The sequence below is a fragment of the Paraburkholderia sp. genome, assembly GCF_035948235.1.
GTDB lineage: Bacteria > Pseudomonadota > Gammaproteobacteria > Burkholderiales > Burkholderiaceae > Paraburkholderia.
In genome coordinates this window covers 1-13,811 of sequence record NZ_DASZJJ010000061.1, presented here as the reverse complement: position 1 = coordinate 13,811, position 13,811 = coordinate 1, and the positions used below count along the sequence as shown (strand labels likewise).

Genomic DNA, 13,811 nt, shown 5'->3' with positions numbered 1-13,811 from the left:
TGTTCGAGCGAATAGCCCGCGCCGTTCTGCACGTCGGTTGCGCTGACGATATAGCCGCGCAGATAGGTGAACTGATCGGGACTGGTGGCGATGTCGCGGCGTACCGTCATTTCCGACACGCCCAGCAGCGAGGCCGCATCGCGCAGATGCACGACCTTGTGTTGAGCGATGGCATCGGCGAGTGCGCAAAGACGTTCAGATTTCAGCATGGAAGTCCTGAGGGACTGGATGCGGCGCAGGGCGCGTTCAAGGCTAGAGAATGAAAGGATTATAACAAGTCGAGGACGGCGGTTTAGCCTCGTTTGTGAAATAGCGCACATGCGCGCGCGCCACTGAAGGTTTGTGTGACGAATTGATTAAGGATGGCGAAATATTTGGGCGACAGTCATTCTTGACTCGCGGTCAAGACACCCTGGACGGTGGAGTGGTGTTTATCTGGCCCTGAAGCGGGCACACTGCGCGGCACGCGAATATAACAAGGCCGCCGCCATGGAGTCACAGATTGCCGACGATATCGATGAGCGGGAGGTTTGCCCGCCGTCGCTAGCGCTCGCCATGGCGCATATGCGCCTCGATCTTTCGCAGAGCGTGCGCATCGAAGAACTCGCCGCGCGGGTGCAGTTGTCGCGGGCTCACTTCATACGCGCATTCAAACGCGCGACGGGCCACACGCCGCATCAATGGCGCTTGTTCGAACGCGTGCGCGCGGCAATGCACGATCTCACGGCCGCCGAGTTGACTTCGGCGCAGATCGCGTTGAAATACGGCTTTGCGGATCAGGCGCATTTCACGCGCGTATTCAAACGTCTCGTGGGTGTGCCGCCGGCAAGCTGGCGGGCGGGCAGCGCAAGCACCGGTTATGCTTCTCGAACCGCAATGTGAAGCGATTCGAAGTACGCCGCGAAGTACCGCCTGTTTCCTCCGATCAATCTGCATTCCACTCAAGGAGCCCGTTTATGAGCACGCAAACGCTGACCGCAGGCATCGATCACGTCGGCTTGACCGCAAAGGATCTCGCGGCCACGAGCGCGTTTTTCATCGATTGCCTGGGTTGGAGGAAAGTGGGCGAGCGGCCCGAATATCCAGCGATTTTCGTGTCGGACGGCCATGTGCTCGTGACGCTCTGGCAGCGCACCGATGCGGACCACGGTATCGACTTCGACCGCAAGGCCAATATCGGGCTTCATCACCTGGCGTTGCGCGCGGCCAGCGAGGCGGCGTTCGAAACGCTGTTCGAGCGCGTCTCGAACTGGCCCGGCGCGCGCGTGGAGTTCGGGCCGGAGTTGCTGGGCAACGGCCCGAAACGGCACATGATGGTGTACGAGCCGGGCGGTATCCGTATCGAATTCGATATCACGCCAGCGGCGTGAGCGCTAAACGGCAATATCGACGACGACCTTGCCTTGCGCCTGCTGCGTTTCCACCAGCGCGTGCGCATCGTCGACATTCGCCAGCGTGAAGCGCCGTGCGTCGAGCGTGACGTCGATCTTGCCCTGTTCCGCGAGTTTGCCGATCTCGCGCAGGATCTCACCGTGCGCCGCGCGGCCTTCGCCGCTGAGCAGCGGCAGCAACGTGAACACGCCCGAGTAACTGGCGGCGCGAAACGAGAGCGGTGCGAGCGCATGCGTGCCCCAGCCGAGCGCGCTGACCACATGACCGAAGCGCGCCACGGCATGAAAGGCGCGGTCCAGGCTTTCGCCGCCTGCCGTGTCGTAGACCACGTCGAAGCCGCGTCCGTCGGCGTAGTGCGCGACGATTGCCTTCATGTCGGACGCCGCCGTGCTATCGATGCTTTGGATGCCGAATCGTTCGACCATCGCCTGGCGCGATGCCCCAGCAGTGGCAAATACCTTCGCGCCCAGCGCCTTCGCGAGTTGAATCGCCGCCTGACCCACCGCGCCCGTGCCGCCCAGTACGAGCACGGTCTGACCGGGCTGCACGCGCGCGCGATCGACCAGCCCTTCCCATGCGGTGATGAACGCGAGCGGCAACGTGGCCGCTTCGCGCAGGCTCAGGGTCGAGGGGGCGGGCGCCAGCAGGCGCGCGTCGACGGCGGCGTATTCAGCCAGCGAACCTTGCACGCCGCCCACGCCGCCCGTCATGCCATACACCTTGTCGCCGGGCTTGAATGCGCTGACGCCATCGCCTGCCTCCACGACCTCGCCTGCGGTGTCGATGCCGAGTATCGCCGGCAACGGATGTTGCGCATGCCCGGCGGCACCGCGCCGGATCTTGGTGTCGAGCGGATTCACCGCGCTCGCGTGGATGCGCACGAGCACTTCGCCTGCACCGGCGCGGGGGCGCGGCACGTCGGTGAGCGTGAACGGCGCATTGGGCGCGGCGAGCAGCGCGGCTTTCATGGTGTCGGACGACATGGTCTCTCCGGGTGGTGCGGTGCGAGATGACTACGGGTTTAACGAAGCGTTGGCGCGCAGCCGCTCGATCGCCAGATCGAGAAACGCGCGCACCTTGCGCGTGGCGTGACGGCCTTCGCGGTGCAGCACATGAATCGGCAGCGGCTGCGGCTCGTAGTCGGCCATCACGATCTGCAACTGGCCCGCTTCGACCTGGCGCGCAACCTGATACGAAAGCGCCTGGGTGAGCCCAAAGCCGTCGACAGCGGCGCTAATGGCGGAATCGTTGGTCGTGGTGGACAGGCGCGCGCGCTTTTGTGCCGTCATGCGCGGTGCGTTGGCGCCGAAGCGCCATTCAGGCAGCGACGACGCACCGCTTACGGTTATCAGCACATGCCCATCGAGTTGATCGGGGCGCGGCGGCACGCCATGCGTCTCCAGATAGTCCGGAGACGCGACTACCACGCGCCGCACGCTGCCCACGCGCACGGCCTGCATCGACGAATCCGCCAGTTCGCCGATACGCACGCCCACGTCGATGCCTTCATCGATCAGATTGACCAGGCGGTCGAGAAACCAGCAGCGCACGTCCGCTTCGTCATAGGTACGCAGATATTCGAGCACCACGGGCATGACGAAGATGCGCCCGAACAGCACGGACGCCGTAATGCTCAGGAGTCCTCGTGGTACTTCAAGGCTGCCGGCGACAGCGTGATCGGCCTGCTCGATATCGCTGAGAATGCGCCGGCAGCTTTCGGCATAGCCTGCGCCCGCTTCGGTCACGCGCACGATGCGGGTGGTGCGTGTGAGCAGACGCACGCCGAGCGTATCTTCCAGCTCGCTCACGATGCGTGTGACCACGGACGGCGAGACCTTGAGCTTGCGCGCGGCGGCGGCAAAACCGCCGTTATCCACCACTGAGAGGAAAGCGGTCATCGCCTGCAGACGGTCCATGGCGCGGGGTCCGCGCGAGGGCGGAACGAGGGTGACAGGTGCCCGCAGTATACAGTGGGGTGTCATCGTCGCGCGGACCATGCCCTTACAGATCGAGAACCAGCGGCGCGGCTGCGCCATCGTCGCTCGCTGCCGGCACCGCGCAGCAGATCAGCGCCTCATGTTCGCCGATGGCGGCGGAGGGCGGCTGATCGGGGTAGGCGACCGCGCCTTCCAGAATGCGCGTGCGGCAAGTTCCGCAACTGCCGCCGCGGCAACTGAATTCCGGTGCGAGTCCATTCGCTTCCGCGAGGTCGAGCAACGTGCCGCCTGTTTGCGGTGTCCATTGCGCGTCTTTCGCGGCGCGCGCGAAGCGCACCGGCACCTCGGTGATCGCCGCCGCGCGCGGCGGCGTGGCCGGTTGCACGCCGGGATCGGGTTGTCGCTTGAGCGCAGCGGGGCCGAATGCTTCCGCATGAATGCGCGCGTCGGCGATATTCAGGCCGCGCAGGCCGTCGTAGAGCGACTGCATGAAGCCGCCCGGGCCGCACAGATAAAAGTCGTAGTCGTTGAACGGCAGCACTTCGCTGAGCATGGCCATGTCGATGCGGCCCAGCGCCTGATAATCGCGGCCCGATATCGCATCTGCCGAATCGCTGAGCACGTTGACGAGCGTGACCGCGCCACCGGCCGCGCGTACGAGCGCCTGAAGCTCCTCGTCGAAGGCGCGCTCGGCTTTCGTGCGGGCCGCGTAGATAAACCAGGTGGGGCGGATTCGGCGCGTGCGCAGCCCTTCATAGACCAGATGGCGCAGCATCGCGAGCATCGGCGTGACGCCCACGCCTGCCGCGAGCAGAACGGCGGGCCTCGTTGCGCGCGCATCGATCGTGAATTCACCGGCAGGCGCGCGCGCCTCGATACGATCGCCCACCTTCAGCGTGTCGCGCAGATAGCTCGATACGCGGCCTTCGCGCTTCACGCTGATGCGGTATTGGCCGTCCGAGGGCGCGACCGAAAGCGTATACGTGCGCAGCGTGGGCTTCGCGTCGCCAGGCAGCGTCACGCGGATCGGCAGATGCTGGCCTGCTTCGTGGCGCACGAGTCCGGCGTCGTCGGCCGGCTGCAGATAGAACGAGCGGATCGTGCGGCTTTCGTCGGCTATACGCGCCACTGTGAATGGCCGCCACGCGTTGGCGAGCGCCTGCGCTTTCATGCGCTCGGCCGCTTCCGGCCAGTCGCCCGTCAACGCAGCGTTGGGCGACGCGCCGTTGGCGCGCGAACTCCAGCGCAGCGGCAGCGCGGCCGCGCGATAGATCACGCGCGTGGGCGTGAAGCGCCACAGACGCTCCGCGCCCTGAAACGCGGCGATTTCCGGTGAGTCGAGCAACACTTCGGCACGGCCCGTCAATTGCAGCAGATCGCCCGTGGCGTAATCGACGAACACGAGCCCCGCGCGCGGATTCACCAGAATATTGCCGAGCGTGTTGAAGAACAGATTGCCTGCGAAATCCGGCACCGTAAAGACGCCGTGTTCATCCACACGCACGAAGCCGGCCTTGCCGCCGCGATGGGAAACGTCCACCTGGCGATGACCGTCCTCGCGATCGACATAGGTGGCGACGAAAAACGAATCGGCGCGTCCAACGATGGCGCGCGCGTGTTCGTCGAGATGGTCACTCACGACCGGCGCGATATCGCTGCGCTGATCGGGGTCGCGCACGAACTTCGCGTCGCGCTGGAAGATGTATTGCGGGCAGTTGCCGTAGCTGTGTTCGACCAGCAGGTCAAAACCCGCGGGGCTGCTTTGCGCCGCGCGTTGCACCGTACCGTTGAGGCGGTTGCGGCGGCGCGTGGGCAACTCGATGCCGAGCAGGGCGAGCGCTGCGCCGTCGTGCATGCCTGCATCGGCGGGATCGTCGGGATCGTGATCGAGCGCGACGTGCAGACGCTTCGCGTCGGGTGCGTGCAGAAAGCCGGGGCGGTGCGCGCGCACCGTCGCCCACACATCGCCTGCGGGATCGACGGCGCCCAGCACTACGAAAGGCAACTGCGGATAGAACTGCCGATGCTGCTCGATCAGATGATCGCGCAGATTACGCCGCCCGACCGCGTCCATGCGCTGCTCGACACCCGCTGCGCGCTGCATCGCCAGTTCCCCGGCGTGCCACGGCGAAGGTGCGGTAACGGCGGTCGTGCTGGCAGCAGAAGTGGTTGCGGTGTCCATGATCGGAGGTCTCGGGTCAGGCGGGCGGGGCCGATATCAGGCGCGCAGGCCCACGCGGCTTTGCGGGAACGGCACGAAACGCGGCAGGGCTTCGACGCGCTTGAGCCACGCGCCGACGTGGCGATAGCCGCCGATATCGACGTTGCCTTCAGGCGCATTCGCGATATAGCTGTAGAGGGCGATATCGGCGATGGTCGGATGGCTGGCCGCGATCCATTCGCGCTGTGCGAGTTCGGCGTCGATAACGGCGAGACTCGCGTGGGCGCGGGCGATCACTTCATCGGTATTGAACGCAGCGTTGAAGAGCGTATTGAGGCGGGCCGCGCACGCGCCATAAGCGATCTGACCTGCCGCGACGGAGAGCCAGCGCTGGACCTGCGCCGCGCCAGCGGGCGTTTCGGGCAGCCAGTCGGTGCGTTCGTACTTCTTTGCGAGATAGACGAGGATCGCGTTCGAATCGGCGATCACGAGCTCGCCGTCTTCGAGCACCGGCACCTGGCCGAAGCGATTCATCTCAAGAAACGCGGGCGTCTTGTGCTCACCGGCGGCAAGATCGACGGGCACGAGTTCGTGCTCGACGCCAAGCAGCGCCAGAAACAGTTGTGCGCGGTGCGAGTGGCCCGACAGCGGTACGTAGTGCAGCTTCATGAGGCGGTTTCCTGGACTGGGTTGAAAGCACGGCATCGACCGTGATGAAGGCCAGTCTAGGCAAGCGCGCGGAGGAACAGAATCGGCCGCTGCGCGATTTCACTATTGCGCTAGCGCGAATGATGGCGATGCGAGCGGCATAGTTGTTTGGTAATGATAGTGATTTGCATTTACAATCTATCCGCCTTGAGAGGGGCGACACAGAGGAGATGCGCCGCGACGCTATTGCGGCCGTGGTGGCCGGTGGCAGGGCGCGCTCCATGGAGACAGACGAATTGAACGATTCCGACGACGCGGCCGATGCGGCTGATTCCGCCGTGTGCGCTTTTCTGCGCGCAAAAGGCCTCAACGTGACGAAAGCGCGCCTGCATGTGCTCGCGCTGCTCAGCGAGTTCGATCGCCCCGTCAATGGCGAAACGCTGTTTCGCCACATCATCCTGAAGCGCCAGACGATGAGTAAGGCCACGATCTATCGCACGCTCGTGGAGTTCGAGAAGGCTGGCGTGGTGAGCCGCCAGTGGGTCGCGGGCCTGACTGGCGCGCGCGCCGCTTACGTGTCGCTGCAAAAGCCCAGCGGTCCGACGGTCCACCAGCTCGTGTGCCGCGACTGCGAGCGGCGCCACGCAATCGCAGACGAAGGCGTGCTCGAGCGCATTCGTCTTGGCTTGCAGAACGACGCGGCGCTGGGCAGCCTGCCGCAGCCGCTCACGATCTACTATCAATGCGCGGCGTGTGCGGCGCGTAGTCCGCTGGCCAGCGCGAAAGCAGCGAACAACCCGGCGAATTAACCGCGTCCCTTGACCGAAGCCGCCTCCAGCGACTTCAAGCCGTCGGGCAGCTCCAGCTCAGGCAACGCCCGGCCTTCGAGCGTGGCGAGCAGCGCGGGTTTCACGCCCAGCGCGCCCAGCGCAAGCCTCATCACCGCGCGCGGATGCTCGGCCGGCGCGGCTCCGGACAACACCGTCTCGATACTCTGGTAAATCGCGCCGATCACCAGATCCTTGGCTGCGCGCGTGTTATCGAAATGCGCGATGCCACGCTCGCGCGCGGCCTCCAGATCGCGCGGCAGATAAATATCCGTCAAGCGCCCGCTCGCGTTCCCGCGTATGCCCGTACGCGTAATGAACGCGCCCCACTCGGGATGCGTCAACGCCACCCGCACATAGGTCTGGCAGCCGATCCAGATCCGCTCGACCGGATTGTCGATCGTGGCCACGCACACCTCGATACCCGCGATCACCTCGTCGCTCAACTCCGACGTCACCGCGTCCAGCAGCTCAGTCGTCGTCTTGAAGTAGTTGTAGAACGTGCCGCGCGCGACGCCCGCCGCGGCGATGAAATCGTCGATCGAGGCCGCGTCCGGTCCTTTCAGCGCGAACACGCCGACCGCCGCGCTCAGCATCTTGCGGCGCGTGGCCTCGCGCCGCACCGCGCCCGTGCGGACGCGGTGATCTTCCTTGTCCACTTGATCCGCTGCATCCGCGACGGGTGCCGGGCTGGCCGCCTTGCCAGATTTCGCTCGCGTGGCCTTCACGGCTGCACCTCGGGTTTCCCCCATTGAATTGATGATCCTATCAAGTTGACAATACAGTCCGAATTGTACAGAAATGTCATTTTTAAAAGTGAGCTTGAGACGGGCCTGAAACGAGGCTCGAAAAGGCTCAAAAAAAGGCTCAATACGGAGAACACATGGAGGCAGACCTGAGCGTCGACGTCGCAATCGTCGGCTACGGCCCGACCGGCCAGTTGCTCGCGCTGATGCTCGCTCGCGCGGGACATAGCGTGGCCGTGGTCGAGCGTTGGCCCAATCTTTACCCGCTGCCGCGCGCGGTCCATTTCGACCACGAAATCGCCCGGCTCTTTCAGGCCTGCGGGGTCATCCATGATATCAACAGCATCGCCGAGATCACGGACCGCTATCAGTGGCGCAACGCCAATCACGATCTGCTGATGGATTTCAACTGGGGCGGCAATGGCCCGTGCGGCTGGCCGGTCTCGACGATGTTCGCGCAGCCGGAACTGGAGCGTGTGCTCGACCGCCACGTCAAGCAGTTGCCCAACGTGACGGTGCGCCAGGGCTGGTCGGCCACGGCGCTGCAGGAGGAAACCGACGGCGTGCGTCTGGAGATCGAAACGGGCCGCCTCGCGGAAGGCAAGTGGTTACCCGGCGGCGAGCGCGAAACGATCCGCGCGCGCTATCTGGTGGGCGCCGATGGCGCGAATTCGATGGTGCGCCAGGCGCTAGGCATCGAGTTCGAGGATCTGGGTTTCGCGTTCGACTGGCTCGTGGTCGATGTGAAACCGCGCACGCCGCGCGAGTGGGTGCCCAAGACCTGGCAACTTTGCGATCCCGCGCGACCGACCACCATCGTGCCGGGCGGCCCGGGCCGTCGCCGCTGGGAGTTCATGCTGTTGCCCGGCGAAACCGCACAGCAGATGAATCAGGATGCAGTGGCATGGGACCTGCTGGCGCGCTGGGATGTCACGCCCGACAACGCGGAACTGGAGCGCCACGCGGTTTATACATTCCGCGGGCGCTGGGCGAAGGACTGGCGCGCGGGCCGCGTGCTGCTAGCGGGCGACGCCGCGCATTTGATGCCGCCGTTCGCGGGGCAGGGCATGTGTAGCGGTTTGCGCGATGCGGCCGCGCTGGGCTGGCGGCTCGACGCGATCCTGCGCGGCCGTGCGGGCGACGCGCTGCTCGACAGTTATGGTCCGGAGCGCTGCAACCATGTGCGCGAGATCATCGATTTTTCGATCGAGCTGGGCAAGGTGATCTGCATCACCGATCCACAAGCTGCCGCCGCGCGTGACCGCGACATGCTGGCTGCGCAGGCAACGCCAGGATTTGCCGCGCCGCAAGCGCCGCAGCCGCGCCTGGGCGCCGGTTTCTACGACGCTGACGCATCGGGCAGTGGCTTGCTGACGCCGCAAGGCATCGTCGAATTCAATGGGCGGCGCGGTCTGTTCGACGATGTGTTCGGCGTGCACTTCGCATTGGTGGCCCGCGATCAAGCCGTGCTCGACACGCTTAGTCATGCTAACCGACTGGCGCTGGAGGAGCAGGGAGTCATCGTCACGCACTTCGGCGCGGGAGGTTTTGTCGACGTGCAGGGCATCTACGCCGATTACCTCGCGAAGCACGCAGCGGTGGCGGTGCTCGCGCGGCCAGATTTCTACAGCTTTGGCGCGGCGCGCGACGTGCAGGCGCTCGATGCGCTCGTCGATGCGTGGCGTGAAGCGTTGCAGCCAGCCGTTCGAGCCTAACCACAAACAGGAGATGCAAATGACCAACGCCCGCCGGCACGACCGCCTCGGCATTCATTCCATCGGCGAATTCGGCATGACAGTGCCGTCGCTCGACGATGCGCAACGCTTTTATTCGGCCTTTGGCCTGGATGTGCAGCCCGACGCAGCGGGCGGCCTGCTGATCCGCACCTTCGGCTCGTCACATGTGTGGGGACGCTTGCGTGAAGGCGCGCGCAAAAAGTTCGACTCGGTCACGTTGCATTGCTTCGAGGACGAACTGGAAAGCTTGAAAGCGCGTGCGAAGGATGCCGGTGCGGAATTCATCGCGCCACCACCGGGAGCCGACACTGCCGGTTTCTGGATCAGGAATCCTGACGGTATCGCGCTACAGATCCGCGCAGGCGTGAAAACGACGCTCGACGAGGCGAATCATCATCAACCCGCCTTGCCCGAAAACGGTGTGCGCTGCGCGCCCTATCGACGTCATACGGCGAAAGTGCAGCCCGCACGCCTTTCGCACATCGCGTTTGCTACGTCCAGCGTGCCTGCGCAGATTGAATTCTGCGAGCGCGTCCTGGGCCTGCGTCTTTCGGATCGTTCGGGCGATGGCGTGGCCTTCCTGCATGCGCCGCACGGCGGCGATCACCATCTGTTCGCCTTCGCGATGAGTTCGGGGCCCGCGCTGCATCACCTGAGCTGGGACGTGCCGACCGTCGAGGACGTAGGGCTCGGCTACATGCAGATGGCCTCGGCGGGTTATCGCGACGGCTGGGGCGTGGGGCGTCACGTGCTGGGTTCGAACTACTTTTATTACGTGCAGGACCCGTGGGGCAGTTTCTCGGAATACAGCGCGACGATGGACTTCATTCCGGCCTCGGCGGACTGGGTGGCCGAAGACCACGCGCCCGAGGATGGCATGTATCTCTGGGGCCCGGACCTGCCGGCGGTGTTTGTCGCCAATTCCGAACAGGGCGCATAAGCGGCAAAAGCCCCACGCGTTCATTCGCGATTCACTCAACACGAAACACGATTCAGAAGGACCGATATGAAACTCGTTACTTTCCAGTGCCGTGGCTATGCCTCCATCGGCAAGGTCGAAGGCCAGCAGGTGATCAATCTGCCGGCGAGCGATCCCGCGCTGCCGCGCACGATGCTCGAACTGCTTCAGGGCGGCCCCGCGCTGATGCAGCGCGCGCGTGACGTGCGTATCGAACAGGCCGTGACATGGCCGCTCGCCGATGTGCGGCTCGATGCGCCGGTGCCCAATCCGTCGAAGTTTCTCGCCATCGGCATGAACTATCGCCGCCATGTCGAAGAAGCGCGCGCGGCAGGCATTCAGGTGCCGGACAGCCAGGTGTGGTTCAACAAACAGGTCTCGTGCGTGAACGGGCCGTTCGATCCCGTGCATATGCCGAAGGTCTCCGACAAACTCGACTACGAGGCGGAACTGGGTGTCGTGATTGGCCGCCGATGCCGTCATGTTTCGGAGGACGAAGCAGCATCGGTGATCGCGGGTTATGTGGTGTGCAATGACGTCTCGGTGCGCGACTGGCAGATGCGCTCGCCGACCATGATGCTCGGCAAGTCCTTCAATACGCATGGACCGTTTGGTCCGTGGATCGTCACGCCCGATGAAATCGCCGATCCGCACGCGTTGCAGATGCGCATGCTCGTGAACGGCGAATGCCGTCAGGAAGTGCGCACCGGCGAGATGATCTTCAATGTGTGGCAGCAGATTGCCTATCTTTCGACCGTGATGACGCTCGAACCCGGCGACGTGCTGGCGACCGGCACGCCATCGGGCGTGGGCGCGGCGCAGAAACCGCCGCGCTTCCTGAGCGTTGGCGACGTGCTGCGCGTGGAAATCGACGGCGTGGGCCACATCGAAAACGTCGTCGTGGCCGAACCGGTTTAAAAAACGCTCACGCGGAGAATAGACATGGCACGTAAAGTCATCATCACCTGCGCGATTACCGGCTCGATTCATACGCCGAGTATGTCGCCGTATCTGCCCGTCACGCCCGACGAAATCGCAGAACAGGCCATCGCCGCAGCGAAGGCGGGTGCGGCGATCCTGCATCTGCACGCACGCAATCCCGAGGACGGTCGCCCCGCATTCGATCCGGCTGCCTATCGGCGCTTCCTGCCGCGCATTCACGCGGCCACCGATGCGGTCGTCAATATCACCACGGGTGGCGCGGTCAGCATGACGCTGGACGAGCGCCTGGCCGCGGCCATCGACGTATCGGCGGAAATGGCCTCCTGCAATATGGGGTCGCTGAATTTCGCGGTGTTCCCTATCCTCGACAAGCTCAAGACCTTCAAGCACGAGTGGGAGCGCGAATATATCGAGGGCACGCGCCGTGCGATTTTTCGCAATACCTTCGCCGATATCGAGGAAGTGTTCACGCGTCTGGGGCAGGCGCACGGCACGCGTTTCGAATTCGAGTGCTACGACGTGGGGCATCTGTACAACCTCAAGCACTTCGTCGATCGCGGACTGGTGAAAGGGCCGATCTTCCTGCAGTTCGTGCTGGGGATTCTGGGCGGCATCGGCGCGGATCCGGAAAACCTCGTCCATATGAAGCGCATTGCCGACAAGCTCTTCGGCGATACGTATCAATGGTCGGTGCTGGGCGCGGGCCGCAACCAGATGCCGCTGATTACCCAAGCGGCGCTGATGGGCGGCAACGTGCGCGTAGGGCTGGAGGATTCGCTGTCGATCGGGCCGGGCAAGCTCGCGACTTCGAACGCAGAGCAGGTCGAGATGATTCGCGACGTGCTTACGCGTCTGGGCCTCGAAATCGCCACGCCTGACGAAGCGCGCCAGATGCTGGGACTCAAGGGACGCGACAAAACGCGGCTTTAAGACGGCGTCGTGCTGCGCGTGCCTCGCGCAGCACGCCATGACAGGGACATCACGATGACGGATCAGGAAAGCGCGTCGCTCATTCGTGCGCTTGAGCAGCAGCGGCGCATGGCGATGCTGGCGGCGGACACGCAGGCGCTGGAAGCGCTCTTTGACGAAGGGCTGCTCTATATCCATTCGACGGGCGGCCGCGACAGTCGCGCGAGCTATCTGGAGAAACTTGCAAGCGGCGCCATGCGCTACGAGACGGTGACGCTCGATGTAATCGACATCGTGGTGCGCGAGCGTTTTGCGTTGTTGAGCGGGGCGATGACCGCGACGGTTCGCATCGCCGGCGCGAAGCCTGCTGTGCTTGACATCGCGAGCCGCTACGAAGCCGTGTGGATACGATCGGCCGACGGCTGGCGCGTGGTGGCGATGCAGAGTTTCGCGGCGTAAGAACTCCGGCGTCGTTGTATCGATTCAAGCAATAAATATAGGATTACATATCAAATAAAACAGCAGTTCGATTCAGGTCCAAAGAGACGCATAACGAACGATTACGGTTGGAGAGATAATGGAAGAGACGAAAAAGACGCGGCGCGAGCGGCGCATCGTGACGCTGATCGGCGCTGCCGCGACGGCCTTGATGATTCCCGCCGCGCACGCGCAAAGCAGCGTCACCTTGTATGGCATTCTCGATGTGGGCGTCAGCTATGCGTCGAATGAAAACGGCCACTCCGCCGTTCTCGCTCAGGATTCCGCGTACACGCCGAGCCTGTGGGGCCTCCATGGCGTGGAGGATCTTGGCGGCGGGTATAAAGCGGTCTTCGATCTGCAATCGCAGTTTTATGTCGATTCGGGCGCGGGCATTCCCGGTCCAAACGCGGACTTCAATCGCGGCGCTTACCTTGGCATTGAAAAGGACGGAATCGGCAAGATCACGTTCGGCCAGCAGTACAACCTGCTGTTTGATTTTCTGTTCTTTCCGCCGGCCCGTCTTGACGGCGCGTTCCTTTACGGTGGTTTGTTCAACATGCGGCAGGGGCCATTTTCAGCGCTGGCAATTCCGGGGAACCCAACCGGCTCGCTCGACTTCGACGAGACTGCGGGCATGACGCGCGTGTCGAATTCGGTCAAGGTGACGTCGGCGGTGTTCGACGGTTTGCGCGTAGGTGCGCTGTATGGCTTCGGTAATACGGCGGGCAGCCTGTCGGCCAACAATACGGTGGGCTTCGGGGCGAACTATGTGTTTGGCACGTTCGGCGCGGGCGCGGCCTATAACGAAACCCGCTACGCGTCGATGAACGATGGCCACGACGGGATCCGCAATTTCGGCGTAGGTGTGGGCAATACCTTCGGCTCGCTGTATGCGAGTGCGCTTTACACGTACACGAAAAACACGTTGACGGGCGCAACCGCGCAGGTCGGGCAGATCAGCGGGCTGTACTCGTTCAATCCGTTCTGGCGTCTAGGGGCGAACTATGAATACATCAAGGGCAATGCGCAGCTTGACCACAATCGCGCGCAACAGGTAACGGCGGCGTTGCAGTAC

At 63.9% G+C, this 13,811-nt stretch carries 15 protein-coding genes; 9 read left to right on the top strand and 6 right to left on the bottom strand.

All coding sequences use genetic code 11. The features are described 5' to 3' along the window. Positions 1-209, bottom strand: a 209-nt coding sequence (locus tag VG320_RS03915; protein ID WP_327198839.1) for a DeoR family transcriptional regulator, incomplete at its 3' end; no start/stop codon positions are given. A gap of 280 nt (positions 210-489) precedes the next feature. On the opposite strand from VG320_RS03915, the gene VG320_RS03910 reads away from it, so the two are divergent. Continuing rightward, positions 490-882 carry an AraC family transcriptional regulator gene (locus tag VG320_RS03910; protein ID WP_327198838.1) on the top strand — a complete coding sequence of 131 codons (393 nt, stop codon included), beginning with the start codon at positions 490-492 and terminating at the stop codon, positions 880-882. Between the two features lie 74 nt (positions 883-956). Next, positions 957-1,370 (top strand): VOC family protein, encoded by a 414-nt coding sequence (locus tag VG320_RS03905; protein ID WP_327198837.1) that lies wholly within the window; start codon positions 957-959, stop codon positions 1,368-1,370. A 3-nt stretch (positions 1,371-1,373) separates the two neighbouring features. On the opposite strand, the gene VG320_RS03900 is transcribed toward VG320_RS03905, so the two are convergent. From VG320_RS03900 to VG320_RS03885, 4 genes are all read right to left on the bottom strand, one after another. Further along, entirely contained in the window at positions 1,374-2,375 is a 1,002-nt protein-coding gene (locus tag VG320_RS03900; RefSeq protein ID WP_327198836.1) for a zinc-dependent alcohol dehydrogenase family protein, read from the bottom strand. 30 nt (positions 2,376-2,405) lie between these two features. Beyond that, positions 2,406-3,308 (bottom strand): LysR family transcriptional regulator, encoded by a 903-nt coding sequence (locus VG320_RS03895; RefSeq protein WP_327198835.1) that lies wholly within the window; start codon positions 3,306-3,308, stop codon positions 2,406-2,408. An 85-nt stretch (positions 3,309-3,393) separates the two neighbouring features. Further along, entirely contained in the window at positions 3,394-5,511 is a 2,118-nt protein-coding gene (locus VG320_RS03890; protein ID WP_327198834.1) for a pyridoxamine 5'-phosphate oxidase family protein, read from the bottom strand. A 36-nt stretch (positions 5,512-5,547) separates the two neighbouring features. Next, complete coding sequence (locus VG320_RS03885) at positions 5,548-6,159, bottom strand: glutathione S-transferase (RefSeq protein WP_327198833.1); 612 nt, start codon at positions 6,157-6,159, stop codon at positions 5,548-5,550. A 275-nt stretch (positions 6,160-6,434) separates the two neighbouring features. Between VG320_RS03885 and VG320_RS03880 the strand changes: the two genes are divergently transcribed. Beyond that, on the top strand, positions 6,435-6,947 hold the full coding sequence (locus VG320_RS03880; RefSeq protein ID WP_327198832.1) for a Fur family transcriptional regulator: 513 nt from the start codon (positions 6,435-6,437) through the stop codon (positions 6,945-6,947). Here the strand turns inward: VG320_RS03880 and VG320_RS03875 are convergent. Beyond that, positions 6,944-7,693, bottom strand: coding sequence for a TetR/AcrR family transcriptional regulator (locus tag VG320_RS03875; RefSeq protein WP_327198831.1), 750 nt, complete (start codon positions 7,691-7,693; stop codon positions 6,944-6,946). The genes VG320_RS03880 and VG320_RS03875 overlap by 4 nt on opposite strands. A 155-nt stretch (positions 7,694-7,848) precedes the next feature. On the opposite strand from VG320_RS03875, the gene VG320_RS03870 reads away from it, so the two are divergent. From VG320_RS03870 to VG320_RS03845, 6 genes are all read left to right on the top strand, one after another. Then, the gene (locus VG320_RS03870) at positions 7,849-9,426 is read left to right on the top strand and encodes a bifunctional 3-(3-hydroxy-phenyl)propionate/3-hydroxycinnamic acid hydroxylase (protein WP_327198830.1); all 1,578 of its coding nucleotides are present in this window, start codon (positions 7,849-7,851) and stop codon (positions 9,424-9,426) included. A gap of 19 nt (positions 9,427-9,445) precedes the next feature. Next, the gene (locus tag VG320_RS03865) at positions 9,446-10,387 is read left to right on the top strand and encodes a VOC family protein (RefSeq protein ID WP_327198829.1); all 942 of its coding nucleotides are present in this window, start codon (positions 9,446-9,448) and stop codon (positions 10,385-10,387) included. A 66-nt stretch (positions 10,388-10,453) separates the two neighbouring features. Continuing rightward, positions 10,454-11,323, top strand: coding sequence for a fumarylacetoacetate hydrolase family protein (locus tag VG320_RS03860; RefSeq protein ID WP_327198828.1), 870 nt, complete (start codon positions 10,454-10,456; stop codon positions 11,321-11,323). Positions 11,324-11,347: 24 nt separating this feature from the next. Continuing rightward, complete coding sequence (locus tag VG320_RS03855; protein ID WP_327198827.1) at positions 11,348-12,277, top strand: 3-keto-5-aminohexanoate cleavage protein; 930 nt, start codon at positions 11,348-11,350, stop codon at positions 12,275-12,277. A 54-nt stretch (positions 12,278-12,331) separates the two neighbouring features. Further along, on the top strand, positions 12,332-12,715 hold the full coding sequence (locus VG320_RS03850; protein ID WP_327198826.1) for a nuclear transport factor 2 family protein: 384 nt from the start codon (positions 12,332-12,334) through the stop codon (positions 12,713-12,715). 118 nt (positions 12,716-12,833) lie between these two features. Next, positions 12,834-13,811: porin (locus tag VG320_RS03845; protein ID WP_327198825.1), on the top strand; the 978-nt coding region annotated here is incomplete at its 3' end.

Excerpts from the sequence above, each read along its gene's own strand:
- VG320_RS03910 (WP_327198838.1), top strand. The coding sequence starts at position 490 with ATGGAGTCACAGATTGCCGACGATATCGATGAGCGGGAGGTTTGCCCG.
- VG320_RS03905 (WP_327198837.1), top strand. The coding sequence starts at position 957 with ATGAGCACGCAAACGCTGACCGCAGGCATCGATCACGTCGGCTTGACC.
- VG320_RS03900 (WP_327198836.1), bottom strand. The coding sequence starts at position 2,375 with ATGTCGTCCGACACCATGAAAGCCGCGCTGCTCGCCGCGCCCAATGCG.
- VG320_RS03895 (WP_327198835.1), bottom strand. The coding sequence starts at position 3,308 with ATGGACCGTCTGCAGGCGATGACCGCTTTCCTCTCAGTGGTGGATAAC.
- VG320_RS03890 (WP_327198834.1), bottom strand. The coding sequence starts at position 5,511 with ATGGACACCGCAACCACTTCTGCTGCCAGCACGACCGCCGTTACCGCA.
- VG320_RS03885 (WP_327198833.1), bottom strand. The coding sequence starts at position 6,159 with ATGAAGCTGCACTACGTACCGCTGTCGGGCCACTCGCACCGCGCACAA.
- VG320_RS03870 (WP_327198830.1), top strand. The coding sequence starts at position 7,849 with ATGGAGGCAGACCTGAGCGTCGACGTCGCAATCGTCGGCTACGGCCCG.
- VG320_RS03865 (WP_327198829.1), top strand. The coding sequence starts at position 9,446 with ATGACCAACGCCCGCCGGCACGACCGCCTCGGCATTCATTCCATCGGC.
- VG320_RS03860 (WP_327198828.1), top strand. The coding sequence starts at position 10,454 with ATGAAACTCGTTACTTTCCAGTGCCGTGGCTATGCCTCCATCGGCAAG.
- VG320_RS03855 (WP_327198827.1), top strand. The coding sequence starts at position 11,348 with ATGGCACGTAAAGTCATCATCACCTGCGCGATTACCGGCTCGATTCAT.
- VG320_RS03850 (WP_327198826.1), top strand. The coding sequence starts at position 12,332 with ATGACGGATCAGGAAAGCGCGTCGCTCATTCGTGCGCTTGAGCAGCAG.